Origin of the sequence: Sulfuritalea hydrogenivorans sk43H (assembly GCF_000828635.1) — a bacterium.
Lineage (GTDB): Bacteria > Pseudomonadota > Gammaproteobacteria > Burkholderiales > Rhodocyclaceae > Sulfuritalea > Sulfuritalea hydrogenivorans.
Genome location: NZ_AP012547.1, coordinates 3,238,560 through 3,256,723 on the forward strand (window position 1 = coordinate 3,238,560; position 18,164 = coordinate 3,256,723).

Genomic DNA, 18,164 nt, shown 5'->3' on the forward strand with positions numbered 1-18,164 from the left:
ATTTGCCAATACGCGCCAGACTTTGCACAATGCCGCCATGAGCTCCGCCCAGCATCTCGCCGCGCACACGGGTCATCGCATCCGCCTGGTCATGCTGCTCGGACTTGCCGCACTCGGCGTCATGGCCGTCATCGCCAGCATGCTCTGGAATGCCCGCCAGGAAAGGTTGCGCGAAGCCGGAAAGACCACCCTCAACTATTCCGCCATCATCGAAGCGCGACTCGACGCGACGCTGCGCCGCTGTGACACGGTTCTGCTGACACTGACCCGCACGCTGCCGCTCGAGGCGCTGCAAACCTCGGCGATTGCCGCCCACACGGCCCGGATCAGCGCCACACTTGATTCAAGCCTCCTCAACTTCGACGAGATATCCGGCATCCGGGTGTTCGGCGCCGGCGGCGACCTGCTCTACACCTCGGGCGAGATGCCTGCGAACGGCATCAACATCTCCGACCGCGGCTATTTCCAGTCGCTGCGCGACCAGCCGGGCGCCGGCCTGGTGTTCTCCGAAGTGATTGTTTCCCGCGCCACCGGCCGCGAGACCATCACCGCATCGCGAGCGCTGCGCGACGCCCAGGGCCGCTTCCGCGGAGTGGTAACGATCGGCCTCAAGCTGGAATATTTCCAGAAGCTGTTCCAGTCGCTGGCGATTGGTGCCCACGGCCTGATCTCGATCCGCCGCAGCGACGATTTCCGGCTGGTGCTGCGCTGGCCGCCGATCGACGCCGAGATCAACCAGCCGCTGCCGGCGAACGCCCTGACGCGAAGCGCCATCAGCGCCGGTCAGCGGGAGGGCACCACCGAATACAAGGGCGTCCTTGACGGCATCACGCGCACCTTCAGCTTCCACGTGCTGGAGCCCTATCCGTTCTATGTGCTGTCGGCGCTGGCGCATGACGAAGTGCTGGCCGGCTGGAGGCGAACCGCCACGACGCTGGGCGCCTCCAGCGCATTGTTGCTGGCCCTGATGGTCTACTTGCTGCTGCGGCTGGCGCGCATGGAAACGCGGCAACAAGCCCTGCTTGCCGGCCAGAGCGAGAGCGAGGAAGTGTTCCGGCACCTGTTCGAGGACATGAACGACCCGATCCTGCTGATCAGGGATGGAGCCTTCGTCGACTGCAACGCCGCGACGCTGAAACTGCTCGGCTACAGCAGCAAGCAGCAGTTTCTCGACCGGCGTCCCGCCGAAATATCCCCCGAGCACCAGCCGGATGGACGATCGTCGGAAGAAAAGGCCGCAGCGATGATAACCACTGCCCTGCAAATGGGTTACCACCGCTTCGAATGGATGCACTCGCGCGCCGATGGCTCGAACGTTCCGGTCGAAGTGACGCTGACCCCCATCACCATGAGTGGCGCGGTGGTTCTGCACACGCTCTGGCGCGACATCAGCGAGCGACTGGCCGCCGAGCGCAGGCTGCGCCTGCTGGCCAATGTATTCGAGCGCAGCGGCGAGGCGATCATGATCACCGATCGCGACAACCGCATCCTCGAAGTCAATCAGGCTTTCGTTCGCCTCACCGGCTACGGCGCCGATGAAGTGCGCGGGCATAACCCCAGCATCCTGTCATCAGGCCGCACCACGCGCGAAGAATTCAAGGCCATGTGGCAGGCCATCGAGAACGACAGCTTCTGGCAGGGCGAAGTGTGGGACAAGCGCAAGGATGGCAGCTTCTATCCGAAATGGCTCACCATTTCCGCGGTCAGAAACGGTCGCGGGGAAATCGATTACTACATCGGCAGCTTTGCCGACATGACGGAGCGCAAGGCGGCGCAGGAGCGGATCAACCACCTCGCGCTGCACGACACGCTGACCGGCCTGCCCAACCGCTACAACCTGCAGGGACGCCTCGATCAGGCGCTAGCCACGGCACGCAGGGATGCCGGTCGCGTGGCCTTGCTGTTCATCGACATGGACCGCTTCAAGAACATCAATGACACCCTCGGCCACCACCTCGGCGACGGACTGCTGCAGGAAGTGGCGGTCCGGCTGACAGCCAGCGTGCGCGACAGCGATGTGGTCGCCCGTCTCGGCGGTGACGAATTCGTGGTAGTGCTTACCGGAGTCGAAGCGGCCGCCGCAGGCACTGTTGCCGACAAGATTCTCAAGGCGCTGGGATCGACCTATCGGATAGACGCTCACGAGTTGCATACCACGCCCAGCATCGGCATTGCGATCTTCCCCGACGATGGCGATACCGCCGAAGCGCTGATGCAGAACGCCGACACCGCGATGTATCACGCCAAATCGGCGGGACGCAACAATGTCCAGTTCTTCACTGCCAGCATGAACCAGGCCGCCAAGGATCGTCATGAACTGGAAGGCGGCCTGCACCTTGCTCTGGAACGCGAGGAGCTCGAGCTGCACTACCAGCCACAGGTCGACGGCCTGGGGCGTGTCATCGGCGCCGAAGCATTGCTGCGCTGGCAGAGCCCGGACCACGGCTTGGTGTCGCCTCCGAGCTTCATCCCTCTGGCGGAGGAAACCGGACTGATCCTGCCCATCGGCAGCTGGGTCCTTGCCACGGCCTGTGCCCAGCTCAAGGCATGGTCAGGAGACGCACGGCTGTGCAGCCTGCAGCTGGCCGTCAACGTCAGCCCGCGCGAGTTCCGACAGTCGGATTTCGCGGAACAGGTACGTCGGATCATCGAGAGCAGCGGCGCCAACCCAGCGCGTCTGAAACTGGAACTGACCGAGAGCCTGGTCCTGGACAACGTCGAGGACACCATCCTCAAGATGCAGACGATCAAGAAGCTGGGTATCGCCTTTTCCCTGGACGATTTCGGCACCGGTTATTCGTCGCTCTCCTACCTGACCCGGCTACCGCTGGACCAGCTCAAGATCGACCGCAGCTTCGTACTCAAACTGCCTGACAACGTCAGCGACGGCATCGTCACGCAAACCATCATCACCATGGCCGCCGGACTCGGTCTGAATGCGATCGCCGAGGGCGTCGAGACCGAAGTGCAGCGCGAATTTCTCGAACGGCACGGCTGCCATGCCTATCAGGGCTACCTGTTCAGTCGGCCGCTGCCGCTGGAGGAATTCGAGGGCTTCGTGTTCGCCCACTGAAGGTTCCGCCCTACTTCCACAGCTCCAGTTTCTCGCCGCGTTCCTTCATGTGCTCGGCCTTGTTCTGCAGGAAGCGCTGAAACTCCGGCTCCTTGCGGTAGGCGCCGCTGGCGACGTACTCGAAGGATGAGGTGAAGTGGAAGGGGCGCACGTAGGCTTCGAGGCGGAACACCTCCTTGCCTCGATCATCGAAGAACACCACGCTCGGCGTGTAACTGATCCCGAGTTGCCTGCCCCAGGCTTCGGCATTGCTGCTGCGCCCGTCCGGCGTGGTCAGCGCATCGCGGCCCGACAGCGAAAAGCGCGCAACGTCGAGACGTGAAATCGCCGCCAGCGTTTCCTTGCGCTTGAAGCCTTCCTGGTGCAACTCGTCACAGGGCGCGCAGTGACGCGACTCGAACAGCACGGCCAGCGGCTTGTCGCCCGGCTTGCGGGCAAGGTTCAAGGGCGGCTTCATGAAAAATGGCTGCTCGTGAAGCGTAGCGCTGGCGCCGGTTTGCGGCACGGCCTTCATGTGCTCGGCAAACGAGCGCTTGCCCTCCAGCCGCTGCACCGAGTAGTCGAGCGCCGCGGAAAATCGATGCGGCGGGTAATAACCGTTGATGCGCGCGATGATGTTGCCCTTCTCGTCGAGCAGCAGCAGCGTCGGCGTGAACTGCACCTTGAGGAATTTAGCGAATTCCTTTTCGCTGCGTACTTTGCCGTCGAACCAGGTGACTTCGCGGTCGCCGAAAAGATTGAAGGCGATCGGCAGGAAATGTTTTGCCGTCTTGTCCACGATAGCCTTCTGCGTGAAACTGGTCTGCATCAGTTCCTTGCAGTAGGGGCAGCCCACCTGGCCGAAATACAGCAGCAGGCGCTTGCCCGACTTCGCCGCCTGGGCGGCATCGTCGGGAAGTTCGAGCAGCGTCTCGACAAATACCGGCGGCAGAATCTCTTCGCCGATCTGAGCAAGAGTCGGCGCTGGCGATACGGCGAAAAGCGCGGCGAAAAGCAGCGCTGCAAGAACCCGCAGCCGACGCATCAGCCCTCCACTATGACCAGATGCACTCGATACGGCCCATGTGCCCCTAGCACGATCGTCTGCTCGATGTCGCCGGTGCGTGATGGGCCGGAGATGAAATTCACGGCGCGCGGCAAGGTGCCGAGTTCCTTGCGCGCCAGATCCCAGGCATCTTCCATGTAGGGCAGGATGCGCGAAGCGCGGACCACCGCAATGTGCGTCTCCGGCAGCAGGCTGACCGTCGCCGGCGTATCGGGCGACGAGCAGACCATCAGCGTCCCGGTTTCGGCAACGGCGCAGAAGCAGCCGGTAATGCCGACCAGGTCGGCATCGCGCGCGCCGCGCGCCTCGACCGTGAGCCCCGCTGCCGCCCAGTCCAGATGTGCCAGCGCCGGCTGGGCGACTGCCGCTTTCGGCAGAGTCATGCTCGTCAGGTAGCGGGCCACCGCAGCAGGCACGGCGGATTCCTCGGCCACGATATCGACCGTACTCGATTGCAGTTCGGACTTCACCCGGAAACGTTCCAGCAGCGCCTTGGGGCTGGCGTCCATGGCCGGCTGCGGACCGCTGCCGCGGTTCGCAAGGGCCGCGTGCATGACTTCGCGGCCCGCGGCGGCATTGCTTGCGTTGCGATGCAGGCCCGCGCGGACACGGCCCAGAATTTCTTCACGAGAACTCATATCGATTCCTAATAAGGTCAGACGCGGGGCGCCGTCCTGGCGCGCGAGGCATACAGTTCGCGGAAGGTCTTGCCCTGCGGCGCCGGGAAATCGCGTCCCAGCGTCCACTCCGGTGCGGTCGGCAGCACGCGGATGCGATTGGAGTCGCCGGCCAGCCACTTCAGGTAGCGCGCGCCGAAACTCGCGCCCAGCGCGTAGAGCCTCGGCTGCTGCGCCACCCAGGCCCACAGCCGCAAGCCGATGCGTTCGGTGAGCGGCCGCAGGCCGCGTTCGGTCTGCTTCTCGCGCAACTTGCGCAACAGGTCGGGCAGCGGGATTTTCACCGGGCAGACGATGCCGCACTGGTTGCACAGGGTGGCCGCGTGCGGCAAATCAATCGAGTTCTCGATGCCGGCATACAACGGCGTCAGCACCGAGCCCATCGGCCCCGGATAGACCCAGCCATAGGCGTGGCCGCCGATGGTCTGATACACCGGGCAATGGTTCATGCAGGCGCCGCAGCGGATGCAACGCAGCATCGCGTGAAAATCGCCGCCCACCACGTCGGCGCGTCCGCTGTCGACCAGCACGAAATACAAATGCTCGGGGCCGTCGTGTTCCTCCGGCTTCTTCACCCCGGTCAGGATCGAGAAATAATTCGAGATCGACTGCCCTGTTGCCGAGCGCGGCAGCAAGCGCATCAGCGTCGACAAATCTTCGAGGGTAGGGATCACCTTCTCGATGCCGGTGATGACCACATGCACCTTGGGCAGGGTGGTCACCATGCGGCCGTTGCCCTCGTTGGTGACCAGCGCCACCGAGCCGGTTTCGGCCACCAGGAAATTGCCGCCGGAGAGACCCATCTCGGCCGAGAGGAAATGCCCACGCAATACCTCGCGGGCTTCGCGCGTCAATGCCGGGATTTCGGTCTTGCGCGGCGTGCCATGCACCTTGTGGAACAGGTCGGCGACGTCGTCGAGGCTCTTGTGCACCGCCGGCGCGATGATGTGGCTGGGCGGTTCGTTGTTGTCGACCTGCAGGATGTATTCGCCGAGGTCGGTTTCCACCGGCTGGATGCCCGCGGCTTCCAGCGCCTGGTTGAGCCCGGCCTCCTCGGAGAGCATCGACTTCGACTTGGTGACCTTCTTCACGCCATGACTCTTGGCTATCTCGACCACGAGGCGGCAGACTTCCGCGCCGTCCTTCGCCCACAATACCTTGGCACCGGTATCCAGCGCCTTGCGCTCGAAGGCTTCGAGCCACAGGTCGAGGTTGTCGATCACCTTGTTGCGGATGGCCACCGCCGCGTCGCGCGTGCCCTCGAAATCGTCGAGATCCTTGATCGCCTCGGCGCGCTTGGTCACGAACTTGCCCTTGGCATTTTTCAGGTTGCCTTGCAGGACCACATCCGCCAGCTTGGCGCTGGCGTTGGCCTTGAAGTGCATGGACTTGATTTCCACGGTTCAGACCCTCCCGGCCAGCACTTCGGCGACATGCAACACCTGCGTCGTCTCGTCGCCCATGCGCCGCAGCTTGCCTTCGATGTTCAACAGGCAGCCGAGGTCGCCTCCGACCACGGCCTGCGCGCCGCTGGCCAGGACGTTGTCGCACTTGCGCTCGGCGATCGCGGCCGACACCTCGCCGAACTTGACCGAAAAGGTGCCGCCGAAACCGCAGCATTCCTCGCAGCCGTTCATCTCCTTGAGTGTCACGCCCTTCATCATGGCCAGTAGCGCGCGCGGTTGCTGCTTGATGCCGAGGCTGCGCAGGCCGCTGCAGGAGTCGTGATAGGTAATGGTGCCATCATGATCGCCCGGCACGCTGTCGACCTTCAGCACCGTCGCCAGGAAATCGGTCAGTTCGTAAGTGCGGCTGGCGAGCGCCATGGCGCGACCGCACCAGTCGGGCTCTTCCGCCAGCAGGGTCGGGTACTCGGTCCGGATGTGATCGCCGCAGGACCCCGACGGCGTCACCACATAGTCGAAGCCCTCGAACTCGGCGATGGTCTTCTTGGCCAGCGCCACCGCGCCTGGCGCATCGCCGGAATTCCATGCCGGCTGGCCGCAACAGGTCTGGGTATCCGGCACGATCACTTCGCAGCCGGCGGTTTCCAGCAGCTTCAGGGTGGCAAAGCCGATGCGCGGACGCATCAGATCCACCAGGCAGGTCACAAAAAGTCCTACGCGCTTGTTTGCCAAGGCCTCACTCCGTATGTCGTTGATTGTCGATCGCTGCCGGCCGGCGAAGGCTTTTGCGGGTTTTGCTATAGTATCCGAAGTCCCGTTGCCACGAAGAGATTGCCGTGCCTTCACCCCGCACGGATGCCGCGCCGGAAGCCCGCAGCGGCATCCAGGTCATCGAGCGCATGATGAAATTGCTCGATGTCCTTTCCTACCATCCCGATCCGGTCAGCCTCAAGCAATTGGCGCTGGAGACCGGCTTGCATCCATCGACCGCGCACCGCATCCTGGCCGCCATGGCCACCTCCGGCTTTGTCGAGCGCGCCGATCCGGGCACCTATCGGCTGGGCATTCGCCTGCTGGAGCTCGGCAACGTCGTGAAATCGCGCATCAGCATCCGCGAAGCCGCGATGCCGCTGATGCAGCGCCTGCACCAGCAGCTCGGCGAGAGCGTCAATTTGGGGGTGCGCCAGGGCGATGAGATCGTCTATGTCGAACGCACCTCCAGCGGCCGCTCGTCGGTGCGCGTGGTGCATCTGGTCGGTGCCCGCGCTCCGTTACATGTCACCGCGGTGGGCAAGCTCTACCTGGCCGAAGATGGCCCGCAAAAACTGCGCGAATACGTCAAGCGCACCGGCCTGCCCGGCTACACGCCGACCTCGCTGACCACGCTCGCCGCCCTCGAAAGGGAGGTCGATCGCGCGCGGCGTCATGGCGTGGCTTTCGACAACGAAGAAATCGAGCAGGGACTGCGCTGCATTGCCGCGCCGGTGCGCGACGACACCGGCGAACTGGTCGCCGGCCTTTCCGTCTCCGCCCCGGCCGAACGCCACAGCCCGGACTGGGCCGAACTCGTCAAGGAAACGGCCAATGCCATTTCGCTCGCCATCGGCTACACGCCGCCGACAGGCGGGCGCCAGGCATGAATTCAAGTATTTGACCTGCAGCCGGGCTCTCTGTATACTGCGCGGTTCTTTGCGTCATCCCATTGGAGTCTCCATCATGTATGCGGTCATAAAAACCGGTGGCAAGCAGTATCGCGTTGCCGCTGGCGAAAAACTCAAAATAGAACAGATACCGGCTGATGTAGGCACTGAAATCACTCTCGACCAGGTGCTCATGGTCGGCGAAGGCGAATCGGTCAAGATCGGTTCTCCCATGCTCGCCGGTGCCAAAGTCACCGCGAAAGTGATCGCTCAGGGCCGTCATCCCAAGGTCACCATTTTCAAGATGCGCCGTCGCAAGCACTACCAGAAGCACCAGGGCCATCGCCAGAACTTCACCGAAATCGAGATCAGCGGCATCGCCGCCTGATCCCGACGAGAGAATCAGGAGCTAAAACATGGCACACAAAAAAGCAGGCGGCAGTTCCCGCAACGGCCGCGACTCGGAATCGAAACGCCTCGGCGTCAAAAGCTACGGCGGCGAGCTGATTTCCGCCGGCAGCATCATCGTGCGGCAGCGCGGCACCGAATTCCATCCCGGCGACAACGTCGGCATGGGCAAGGACCACACCCTGTTCGCCAAGGTCGAGGGTACGGTGCAATTCACCGTCAAGGGCCCGGCCAAGCGTCGCACGGTCAGCATCGTTCCGGCGGCCGCTTAAGTCTCATCTTTTCGCGACGAAAGCCCTATCGTCGAGATAGGGCTTTCGCGTTTCTGGCCTCGGTGAATTCATGAAATTCTTTGACGAAGCGCGCATTGAAGTCCTTGCCGGTGATGGCGGCAATGGCGCGGTTTCGTTTCGCCGCGAGAAATACATCCCCCTCGGCGGCCCGGATGGCGGCGACGGCGGCAAGGGTGCGAGCATCTGGGCCATCGCCGACCGCAATCTCAACACCCTGATCGACTTTCGCTACACCCGCGTCTTTCGCGGCCAGAAGGGCGAAAACGGCCACGGCTCGGATCGCTACGGCAAGGGCGGGGAAGACCTTGAACTGCGCATGCCGGTCGGCACCGTGATCACCGACAGCGGGACGGGTGAATTGATCGCCGACCTCGATACCGACGGCAAGCGCTGGCTGATCGCCAAGGGCGGCATCGGTGGTCTGGGCAATTCGCACTTCAAATCCAGCACCAACCGTGCGCCGCGCCAGAACACGCCGGGGCAGGAGGGTGAAAAGCGCGAACTGAAGCTCGAACTCAAGGTGCTGGCCGATGTCGGCCTGCTGGGCTTGCCCAATGCCGGAAAATCCACTTTCATCCGCGCCGTTTCCGCAGCGAAGCCCAAGGTGGCCGACTATCCCTTCACCACCCTGCACCCAAATCTCGGCGTGGTGCGCGTCGATGACAACCGCAGTTTCGTCATTGCCGACATTCCGGGCCTGATCGAAGGCGCGGCGGAAGGCGCCGGCCTCGGCCATCGCTTCCTCAAGCATCTGCAGCGCACGGGGCTGCTGCTGCATCTTGTCGATGTTTCACCTTTCGACCCGGATGCCGATCCGGCGAAGGACGCCAAAGCGATCCTGAAGGAGTTGAAGAAATACGACGAGGCCCTGTACAAAAAGCCGCGCTGGCTGCTGATCAACAAGATCGATCTGGTGCCGGAAGATGAACGCGAAGCGCGCGTCGCCGCGCTGGTGAAGAGCTACAAGCCGAAGAAGCATTTCGTCGTTTCGGCAATTTCGGGCGCAGGCTGCCGCGAGGTCACGTTTGCCGTGATGGATTATCTTGAACAGCATCGAAAACATGAGACGGCAGATAGCTGAAGCGCGGCGCGTCGTCGTCAAGGTCGGCAGCGCCCTGGTCACCAACAACGGCCAGGGGTTGGCCCTCGACTTCATCGCCGAATGCGCGCGCCAGATCGCGGCGCTGCACGCCGACGGCCGGCAGGTGCTGCTGGTGTCCTCCGGAGCGATTGCCGCAGGCATGCAGCGCCTCGGCTGGACTACGCGTCCGCACGCCATGCACGATCTGCAAGCAGCAGCGGCGGTGGGCCAAATGGGCCTGGCGCAGGCCTACGAGAGCACCTTCCTCAGCCACGGCCTGAAAGCCGCGCAGATCCTGCTGACTCACGAAGACCTGGCCGACCGCACGCGTTACCTCAACGCCCGATCGACCCTGCAAACCCTGCTCGATCTTGCGGTGGTGCCGATCATCAACGAGAACGACACCGTGGTCACCGACGAAATCAAGTTCGGCGACAACGACACGCTCGGCGCGCTGGTCGCCAATCTGGTCGAAGCAGAGGCGCTGATCATCCTCACCGACCAGAAGGGCCTCTACAGCGCCGACCCGCGCCTCGACCCTGCCGCCACGCTGATCAGCGAAGGGCGCGCCGATGATCGCCGCTTCGAGGCCATGGCCGGTGGTGCCGGCTCCGGAATCAGCAAAGGCGGCATGATCACCAAGGTTCGCGCCGCCCAGCGCGCTGCCAAGAGCGGCGCACATACCCTGATCGTCAGCGGCCGCGAGCCCGATTCACTGCTGGCCGCCGCGCGCGGCGAGACCATCGGCACGCTGCTCTATGCCGCCGAATCTCCACTGGCCGCGCGCAAGCAATGGCTCGCCGATCATCTGCAACTGGCCGGCGCGCTGACGCTCGACGCCGGCGCGCAAACGGCGCTGGCCGGCGGCCGCAGTCTGCTGGCAGTGGGCGTGGTCCGCGTCGAGGGCGATTTCGAACGCGGCGCCGCGGTCGCCTGTCGCTCCCACGACGGCCGCGAGATCGCCCGCGGCCTGATCAACTATTCCAGTTCCGAAGCCCGGCGCATCGCCGGCCACGGCACGCAGGACATCGAAGCCCTGCTCGGCTACATCGACAGCGCCGAACTGATCCACCGGGATAATCTGGTCCTGCTTTGATGAAGCCCCTGCGTAGCAGGCGGGCCAGCAAAAGACGCTGACCTCGCCGCTACGGATGACGGCGTTGTCGCCTTATTCGATATCAGCCAATTAACCGCATGCCGCAGTGTTTGGCGGCATCGCGATCAAATGTTGCCGTGTGATCGCATCCCGCCGCATTCGCAAACCGCTCGATCAGACAGTCGGCGAAGTCGGCCTTGCCTCCCTTGAACAATCGCAACGCCTGCCACACCGTATCGGCGTGCGCCACGACAATCTCCTTGGTCCGCAGCAGGGTTTCCAGGACTTCGCAAAGTTCGTCTTTCCGCAATGCGTAGCAGTCGGTCAACACCCATACCAGCTCCACCACCGAAACGACGCTGACATACCCCGGCGCGTCTGCTGTAAGCGACTCGATCAAGCGACTCGCTACGGGTGACTGTTTTGGATCATCCTGTGCAACATAGCGGACAAGAACGTTGGTATCCAAACCAATCATCGCGCCTTTGCCCCACGTGCGGTGATAGCCTCGTTCATGGCCGAAATACTGACAGGTGATGCCGGCTTGCGCACCAAGCCCTTCAAGGCCGTTACCGACTGAGTGGCAGCCACCAGCTCATAACGTCCCGGTTCGACCAGAACGAATTCGACCCGGTCGCCCGTTTCAACGCCAAGCGCAGCCCGCACTACGGCGGGTATGGTGATCTGACCTTTGCTGGTCAGGGTTGCAGTCGTCATTGACTAACTCCTTTTCGGATTCCTTACTTTACAGCAAGGAGCATCGAAGTTCAAGCTTGGAAAGTCGGCGCTGGCGAGACGGCGAAAACCCGGGGACAGAAAACCGGGGTAGAAAACCGGGGGACAGACCACGGTTTCAGGCGGCATTAATCCACAAACAAGTTCTGCGACTCCGGTGCTGCCACCTTCCGCGGCCGCCCCGACTTGCCTGACAGCACCCGTCGGCCCAGCGTAGCGGCCGCGTCTGCCGCGAAACGCGCGCAGCCCAGCGCGAAATTCCCGTTCGTCGCCCGCCGAATCTGATCTACCAGGCCGGGTTCCAACTCGTAGCGGAACAGTTCCCGGTAGGCCGCTTGCCTGCTCACCACATCGAGCCCCAGTGCCACGTAGAGCGCATGCGGCCGGATCACCGCGTTGTCCTGCCCCTGCCCATTGGCCCGATAGCTTGACCAGCGGTATTCGGCGGGATGCTGGACCATTCCTGCACGTACCGGATTCAGTTCGATATAGCGCTGGCAGGCCAGCAAATACGCTTCTTCCTGAATCGGGCACGAGCGAAAGCGCCCTTCCCACAACGTCCCGCTACGCCGATAGACACGATTTACGTACTGAACGTAACGCTGTCCCAGCGCTTTCATCAACGCCCCCGGCGCTTCCGCGCGGTCTGCCGAAACCAGCAGATGGACGTGGTTGGTCATCAATGCATAGGCGTGGATGCGGCAACCGGTCTTGCCAGCGTGTTCGGCCAGCCATTCAAGATACAAGCGGTAATCCGCGTCCGCGAAGAAGCAAGCCTGGCGGTTGTTTCCGCGCTGGATCAGATGGAGCGGAACGCCCAGCAGAGCAAGGCGCGCGCGGCGCGGCATGGGGTAGTCCGGCAGAAAATGAGTAGTTGGATGCTACCGGAAACCGTGGTCTGTCCCCTATTATTTATTATTTAATAAGGCGAAAAAAAGCCACCCCGAAGGGTGGCTTTGATTTTCCAACATCATGCCGACACGAGGTCGGCGCGATATCAGAAGGAGTGACGCACGCCAGCAGCCCAGCGCGTGAAGGCGCCTACGTTGCTACCGGTCGCCGACGACTTGTCATTGTCACCATTCTCGTAACGGACATAAGCAGTGGTGCGCTTGCTCATGCTGTAGTCGAGACCCAGACCCGTCAGGTTGCGGTCCTGGTCAGCAACCAGTTTGTCATCGGCCTTGAGTACGTTGGCCATGAACGCCCAATTGCCCATTGCGTACTTCAGAGCGATGTTCCAGGAACGCGCATCAACAGTTGTACCAGCCGCATTGCTACCCTTGGACGACGTCCAGCCAGCATAGACGGTAGCCGGGCCAAAGCTGTAGTTGCCGCCCAACATGTTGTGCTTTACGGTTGCACTGACCAGACCAGCCGTCATGTTGCTGCCACCGTCAAACTTGTAGTAGGCGTAATGCACGTTGGCCGGGCCATTGTTGTACTTCAGGCCGAGTTCCTGCTGACCTGCGGTCGCGTACTGGTCATTGTCGTTCTTGAACACGTGCAGGACGCTAGCGCTGAAGCCGCCGAAGCTCGGGGTTTCGTACATCGCGGAGTTGCCAACACGAACCAGACGGGTACCAGAGGTTGCAACACCACCTGCAGCCCCGACGGCCCCCGTAACGGTGTTAGCGGTGGTAACAACGTTAACAGCGCCAAGACCGGCAAGGCGGCCAAAGGAGCCCGACAGACCGGAACCGATTGCGGTGCCGAAAGGCTGCGAAGCGGACGAGGTGGACAGCGAAGCGTTGTTGATGGTACCGACCTTGACGCTACCCCAGCTGGCGCTGTTCAATGTCAGGTAGTTCTGGCTGTTGAACATCTGGTTGGCAAACGGGGTCGTCGTCGTCGGTGCAGCCGTACCGCCGAGCTGGTTGGCACCAGCGGTGAAGTCGGAAGCCAGGAAGAAGCCTGCATTCATGCCACCGCCCAGAGCTTCCGTACCGCTGAACACGATCGTGGAGGTCGAGGAACCGTTGCCGGCCCAAGTCTGCGACGTGTCCTTGCCGTTGGCGGCGGTTTGGGTGTTGGTGTTGGCGTAGCCCAAGTCAACCAGACCGGAGATGGTCACGTTCGACTGAGCGAAAGCAGCGCTGGACAGGCCAGCAATTGCCAGAGCGATAATTTTCTTTTGCATAGATTTCTCCAAAAAGAGTTTGGTTTAAACAGTTTGCAATGACACCACGTGGTCGGTCACTGCTCGCTGCCACTACCCGAATCCGGGAAGCTGGGCGTATTCTCGCCTGATAGCAGGCGGGCAGACAATCGACACCGAATCTTTCACAACCCTGAAGATATATTTTGTGGTTTTCTCACAACAGTCCTCACCTTGCTCTGCACTACCTTCGGGGCGCCGCCAGCGCCGACCTTCAGCCTCTCAATGCAGCGAGGCATTGCGGCTGAGATGTTCAGCAACGATTTCGGCGGCGTGATTCAGGCGCTGTTGGTGATTCAGGGGCTGTTGGAATACTGGCTACGGAAGGCGGCGGCAAATTTGAGTCAATCTGCGGAGTCCTCGCCGTCGCGTTCGAGTATGGCGGGCAGGTTGCGAGCGCCATGCAGCACCCGTTCGATGCGAACGGTGTTGTCGATGACGCGGAAGAAAATTACATATCTTTCCAAGGCCGCCATCCGCAGACCTTGAGCCAAGTCATCCCTGCTGACATAGCCCATTGGGGCATTGCCGATGCGTTGGCATTGCTCCATCAGCTTGGCAACGAAACGCCGTGCATTGGCCCGGTTGTCCTTGGCAATGTAATCGCCGATGTCGAGAAGATCTTGCCGAGACTTCGGCGAGAAGCCGATCTTCGCCATCAAGTCGAGCGCTTGCCACCGGTTTTGCGGGGGGGGTTGCCAACGGGTTCGGCGTAGCGAGCATTCAATTCGGCGAACACCCTGTCGGCCTGAATCGGCGGGCCGCTATCGATACCTTCCTGTATGGATTGGCGCAGATCGGCATTCAACCGTTCCAGCATGGCTTCATAGACGTCAGGCGAGAGCAAGTAGGCAGCGGGCCGGTTGTGGTTCAGCACCGCCACGGGTGCAGATCCGGCCTGTTCGAGCACTGCGCTGGGACTGCGTTTGAGTTCGGTGATGCTCACCGAGCGGGTAGCAAGAACCTGTTCCATGGCGCGCCTTGTATTCATACCAAAATTGGTGCTTTATTGTGGTCGATTAATGGTTGGCGCGCAATATTTTTCAGCTTCCAGCCAAGCAATCGCGCCGTGAGCCGGGTCCTCACCGTCTGGTTGGGGCGGTGTGTGTAGCCGTAAAAGCCAAACCCCTCCACCGGGAATCCGGGGAGGGGTTTGAAGGGGGAGTCTGGCGCTGACCTACTTTCTCACACGGTGAAGTGCAATATCATCGGCGCGGTCCCGTTTCACGGTCCTGTTCGGGATGGGAAGGGGTGGTACCAAGACGCTATGGGCACCAGACTTGAAGGGGGTGCTTCGGGGTGGCGCGACCTGTTGAGGGGCGTTGGGCCGGAGCACATGATTCGGGAGAAGTAAGTGTTGGGTGGTGATTGTGTTGTCTTTGGTTGTTCTATACAGGAACTGAAGTTCACTGTTATAGGGTCAAGCCGCACGGGCAATTAGTATCAGTTAGCTTAACGCATTGCTGCGCTTCCACACCTGACCTATCAACGTCCTGGTCTTGGACGACCCTTCAGGGGGGTTGAACCCCCGGGAAATCTCATCTTGAGGCGAGTTTCACGCTTAGATGCTTTCAGCGTTTATCTCTTCCGGATTTAGCTACCCGGCGATGCCACTGGCGTGACAACCGGTACACCAGAGATCCGTCCACTCCGGTCCTCTCGTACTAGGAGCAGGCCCCCTCAAATTTCCAGCGCCCACGGCAGATAGGGACCAAACTGTCTCACGACGTTTTAAACCCAGCTCACGTACCACTTTAAATGGCGAACAGCCATACCCTTGGGACCGGCTACAGCCCCAGGATGTGATGAGCCGACATCGAGGTGCCAAACTCCGCCGTCGATATGAACTCTTGGGCGGAATCAGCCTGTTATCCCCAGAGTACCTTTTATCCGTTGAGCGATGGCCCTTCCATACAGAACCACCGGATCACTATGACCTGCTTTCGCACCTGCTCGACTTGTGGGTCTCGCAGTCAAGCCTTCTTTTGCCATTGCACTATGAGCACGATGTCCGACCGTGCTTAGAAGACCTTCGTACTCCTCCGTTACTCTTTGGGAGGAGACCGCCCCAGTCAAACTGCCTGCCATGCACGGTCCCCGATCCGGATTCACGGACCAAGGTTAGAACCTCAACGACACCAGGGTGGTATTTCAAGGTTGGCTCCGCGCGATCTGGCGACCACGCCTCACAGCCTCCCACCTATCCTACACAAGTCCCGTCAAAGTCCAATGCAAAGCTACAGTAAAGGTTCATGGGGTCTTTCCGTCTAGCCGCGGGTAGATTGCATCTTCACAAACATTTCAACTTCGCTGAGTCTCAGGAGGAGACAGTGTGGCCATCATTACGCCATTCGTGCAGGTCGGAACTTACCCGACAAGGAATTTCGCTACCTTAGGACCGTTATAGTTACGGCCGCCGTTTACCGGGGCTTCGATCAAGAGCTTGCACCCCATCACTTAACCTTCCGGCACCGGGCAGGCGTCACACCCTATACGTCGGCTTTCGCCTTTGCAGAGTGCTGTGTTTTTATTAAACAGTTGCAGCCACCGATTCTCTGCGACCTCATCACGCTCCACCCGCGAGGGGCTTCACGCTACCGAGGCATACCTTCTCCCGAAGTTACGGTATCAATTTGCCGAGTTCCTTCTCCTGAGTTCTCTCAAGCGCCTTAGAATTTTCATCCTGCCCACCTGTGTCGGTTTGCGGTACGGTCAATCTGTAACTGAAGCTTAGAGGCTTTTCCTGGAAGCAGGGTATCACTCACTTCAGAACCGAAGTTCCTCGTCATCACGCCTCGACTAAGCCGCACGGATTTGCCTATGCAGCACGCCTACACGCTTAAACCGGGACGTCCAACACCCGGCTGAGCTAACCTTCTCCGTCCCCCCATCGCATTACAGATCGGTACGGGAATATTGACCCGTTTCCCATCGACTACGCCTTTCGGCCTCGCCTTAGGGGCCGACTCACCCTGCGCCGATGAACGTTGCGCAGGAAACCTTGGGCTTTCGGCGAGGGTGCTTTTCACACCCTTTATCGCTACTCATGTCAGCATTCGCACTTCTGATATCTCCAGCATGGTTTACACCACACCTTCGCAGACCTACAGAACGCTCCCCTACCATGTGCTTACGCACATCCGCAGCTTCGGTGCATGGTTTGAGCCCCGTTACATCTTCCGCGCAGGACGACTCGATCAGTGAGCTATTACGCTTTCTTTGAAGGATGGCTGCTTCTAAGCCAACTTCCTGACTGTCTATGCCTTCCCACTTCGTTTTCCACTTAACCATGGCTTGGGGACCTTAGCTGGCGGTCTGGGTTGTTTCCCTCTTGACGATGGACGTTAGCACCCACCGTCTGTCTCCCAGGCTCGCACTTCGCGGTATTCGGAGTTTGCTATGGCGGAGTAGATCGCAATGACCCCTCCAACCATTACAGTGCTCTACCCCCGCGAGTGATACCTGAGGCGCTACCTAAATAGCTTTCGGGGAGAACCAGCTATTTCCAGATTTGTTTAGCCTTTCACCCCTACCCACAGCTCATCCCCTAATTTTTCAACATTAGTGGGTTCGGACCTCCAGTACCTGTTACGGCACCTTCATCCTGGCCATGGGTAGATCATCTGGTTTCGGGTCTACGCCCTGCAACTAAAGCGCCCTTATCAGACTCGCTTTCGCTACGCCTCCCCTATTCGGTTAAGCTCGCTACAGAACGTAAGTCGCTGACCCATTATACAAAAGGTACGCAGTCACCCCTCCTTTAATGGCCCTCTCTCCGAACTGCCAAGAGGTCCATTTCACTCCTCCCTTCGAACTTTTGCCGCCGTCGCTACGCGTCGACGTCAAAGCCCTCGAAGGCCATTAAAGGAGGGGCTCCCACTGTTTGTATGCATGCGGTTTCAGGATCTATTTCACTCCCCTCCCGGGGTTCTTTTCGCCTTTCCCTCACGGTACTGGTTCACTATCGGTCGATTACGAGTATTTAGCCTTGGAGGATGGTCCCCCCATCTTCAGACAGGATTTCACGTGTCCCGCCCTACTTGTCGCAAACTTAGTCTCGCTACTTTGTTTTCGCGTACGGGGCTATCACCCACTACGGCCGCACTTTCCAGAGCGTTCCACTAACAAAATAGTTATCTCTTGCAGGCTGCTCCCTGTTCGCTCGCCACTACTTAGGGAATCTCGGTTGATTTCTGTTCCTCCGGCTACTTAGATGTTTCAGTTCGCCGGGTTCGCTTCCACTGACCTATGTATTCAGTCAGGGATACTCCTTGCGGAGTGGGTTTCCCCATTCGGACATCTGCGGATCAAAGCTTGTTTGCCAGCTCCCCGCAGCTTTTCGCAGGCTACAACGTCCTTCATCGCCTGTAATCGCCAAGGCATCCACCACATGCACTTAGTCACTTGACCCTATAACATTGAACTCCGGTTCCCCGAAATCCTCCTCTACAGGAAGCAACCAAAGTATTACTTTTTCAGACCCCCGCGCCGGTTCAAAGGACGGGAGTCGTGAAGATACAATCACAACCCATGTGCCACCCCTTCCAGGGTG

Annotated in this window: 16 protein-coding genes and 2 rRNA genes; 6 read left to right on the forward strand and 12 right to left on the reverse strand. The window is 60.7% G+C overall.

Features of this window, described 5'->3' with window-relative positions; genetic code table 11:
• The first annotated feature begins 37 nt into the window (after positions 1–37).
• The gene (locus tag SUTH_RS15405) at positions 38–3,073 is read left to right on the forward strand and encodes a bifunctional diguanylate cyclase/phosphodiesterase (protein WP_052473699.1); all 3,036 of its coding nucleotides are present in this window, start codon (positions 38–40) and stop codon (positions 3,071–3,073) included.
• Positions 3,074–3,083: 10 nt separating this feature from the next.
• Here the strand turns inward: SUTH_RS15405 and SUTH_RS15410 are convergent, their stop codons facing one another.
• From SUTH_RS15410 to SUTH_RS15425, 4 genes are read right to left on the reverse strand one after another with little or no spacing between them, the layout of a single operon-like run.
• On the reverse strand, positions 3,084–4,097 hold the full coding sequence (locus SUTH_RS15410; protein WP_041100476.1) for a thioredoxin family protein: 1,014 nt from the start codon (positions 4,095–4,097) through the stop codon (positions 3,084–3,086).
• Positions 4,097–4,756: a LutC/YkgG family protein gene (locus SUTH_RS15415; protein ID WP_197539602.1), complete on the reverse strand. Its 660-nt coding sequence runs from the start codon at positions 4,754–4,756 to the stop codon at positions 4,097–4,099. Before SUTH_RS15415 ends, SUTH_RS15410 begins: the two co-directional genes overlap by 1 nt.
• Positions 4,757–4,773: 17 nt before the next feature.
• Entirely contained in the window at positions 4,774–6,195 is a 1,422-nt protein-coding gene (locus SUTH_RS15420; protein ID WP_041100478.1) for a LutB/LldF family L-lactate oxidation iron-sulfur protein, read from the reverse strand.
• 3 nt (positions 6,196–6,198) lie between these two features.
• Positions 6,199–6,933, reverse strand: a complete 735-nt coding sequence (locus SUTH_RS15425; protein ID WP_041100480.1) for a (Fe-S)-binding protein — start codon at positions 6,931–6,933, stop codon at positions 6,199–6,201.
• Positions 6,934–7,037: 104 nt separating this feature from the next.
• Here SUTH_RS15425 and SUTH_RS15430 point away from each other — a divergent pair, with 104 nt between their 5' ends.
• The 5 genes from SUTH_RS15430 (at position 7,038) to proB (ending at position 10,719) form a co-directional block, all read left to right on the forward strand.
• Positions 7,038–7,841 (forward strand): IclR family transcriptional regulator, encoded by an 804-nt coding sequence (locus tag SUTH_RS15430; RefSeq protein WP_041100482.1) that lies wholly within the window; start codon positions 7,038–7,040, stop codon positions 7,839–7,841.
• A gap of 76 nt (positions 7,842–7,917) precedes the next feature.
• On the forward strand, positions 7,918–8,229 hold the full coding sequence (gene rplU / locus SUTH_RS15435; protein WP_041100484.1) for a 50S ribosomal protein L21: 312 nt from the start codon (positions 7,918–7,920) through the stop codon (positions 8,227–8,229).
• Between the two features lie 28 nt (positions 8,230–8,257).
• Complete coding sequence (gene rpmA, locus SUTH_RS15440) at positions 8,258–8,521, forward strand: 50S ribosomal protein L27 (RefSeq protein WP_041100486.1); 264 nt, start codon at positions 8,258–8,260, stop codon at positions 8,519–8,521.
• 70 nt (positions 8,522–8,591) lie between these two features.
• Positions 8,592–9,623: an Obg family GTPase CgtA gene (gene cgtA, locus SUTH_RS15445; protein ID WP_052473700.1), complete on the forward strand. Its 1,032-nt coding sequence runs from the start codon at positions 8,592–8,594 to the stop codon at positions 9,621–9,623.
• Positions 9,604–10,719, forward strand: coding sequence for a glutamate 5-kinase (gene proB / locus SUTH_RS15450; RefSeq protein ID WP_041100488.1), 1,116 nt, complete (start codon positions 9,604–9,606; stop codon positions 10,717–10,719). The genes cgtA and proB overlap by 20 nt, the downstream gene beginning before the upstream one ends.
• A gap of 82 nt (positions 10,720–10,801) precedes the next feature.
• On the opposite strand, the gene SUTH_RS15455 is transcribed toward proB, so the two are convergent.
• The 8 genes from SUTH_RS15455 to SUTH_RS15490 form a co-directional block, all read right to left on the reverse strand.
• Positions 10,802–11,197 carry a PIN domain-containing protein gene (locus SUTH_RS15455; protein ID WP_041100490.1) on the reverse strand — a complete coding sequence of 132 codons (396 nt, stop codon included), beginning with the start codon at positions 11,195–11,197 and terminating at the stop codon, positions 10,802–10,804.
• Positions 11,194–11,436 (reverse strand): AbrB/MazE/SpoVT family DNA-binding domain-containing protein, encoded by a 243-nt coding sequence (locus tag SUTH_RS15460; RefSeq protein WP_041100492.1) that lies wholly within the window; start codon positions 11,434–11,436, stop codon positions 11,194–11,196. Before SUTH_RS15460 ends, SUTH_RS15455 begins: the two co-directional genes overlap by 4 nt.
• Positions 11,437–11,582: 146 nt before the next feature.
• Positions 11,583–12,302, reverse strand: a complete 720-nt coding sequence (locus SUTH_RS15465; RefSeq protein ID WP_041100494.1) for a transposase — start codon at positions 12,300–12,302, stop codon at positions 11,583–11,585.
• A gap of 149 nt (positions 12,303–12,451) precedes the next feature.
• Entirely contained in the window at positions 12,452–13,594 is a 1,143-nt protein-coding gene (locus tag SUTH_RS15470) for a porin (RefSeq protein ID WP_041100496.1), read from the reverse strand.
• 362 nt (positions 13,595–13,956) lie between these two features.
• A complete protein-coding gene (locus SUTH_RS15475; protein WP_041100497.1) occupies positions 13,957–14,271 on the reverse strand; it encodes a type II toxin-antitoxin system RelE/ParE family toxin in 315 nt (104 codons plus the stop codon).
• On the reverse strand, positions 14,271–14,585 hold the full coding sequence (locus tag SUTH_RS15480; RefSeq protein ID WP_041100498.1) for a type II toxin-antitoxin system prevent-host-death family antitoxin: 315 nt from the start codon (positions 14,583–14,585) through the stop codon (positions 14,271–14,273). Before SUTH_RS15480 ends, SUTH_RS15475 begins: the two co-directional genes overlap by 1 nt.
• Before the next feature lie 191 nt (positions 14,586–14,776).
• Positions 14,777–14,891 (reverse strand): 5S ribosomal RNA (gene rrf / locus SUTH_RS15485).
• A gap of 137 nt (positions 14,892–15,028) precedes the next feature.
• Positions 15,029–18,022 (reverse strand): 23S ribosomal RNA (locus SUTH_RS15490).
• Positions 18,023–18,164: the final 142 nt, after the last annotated feature.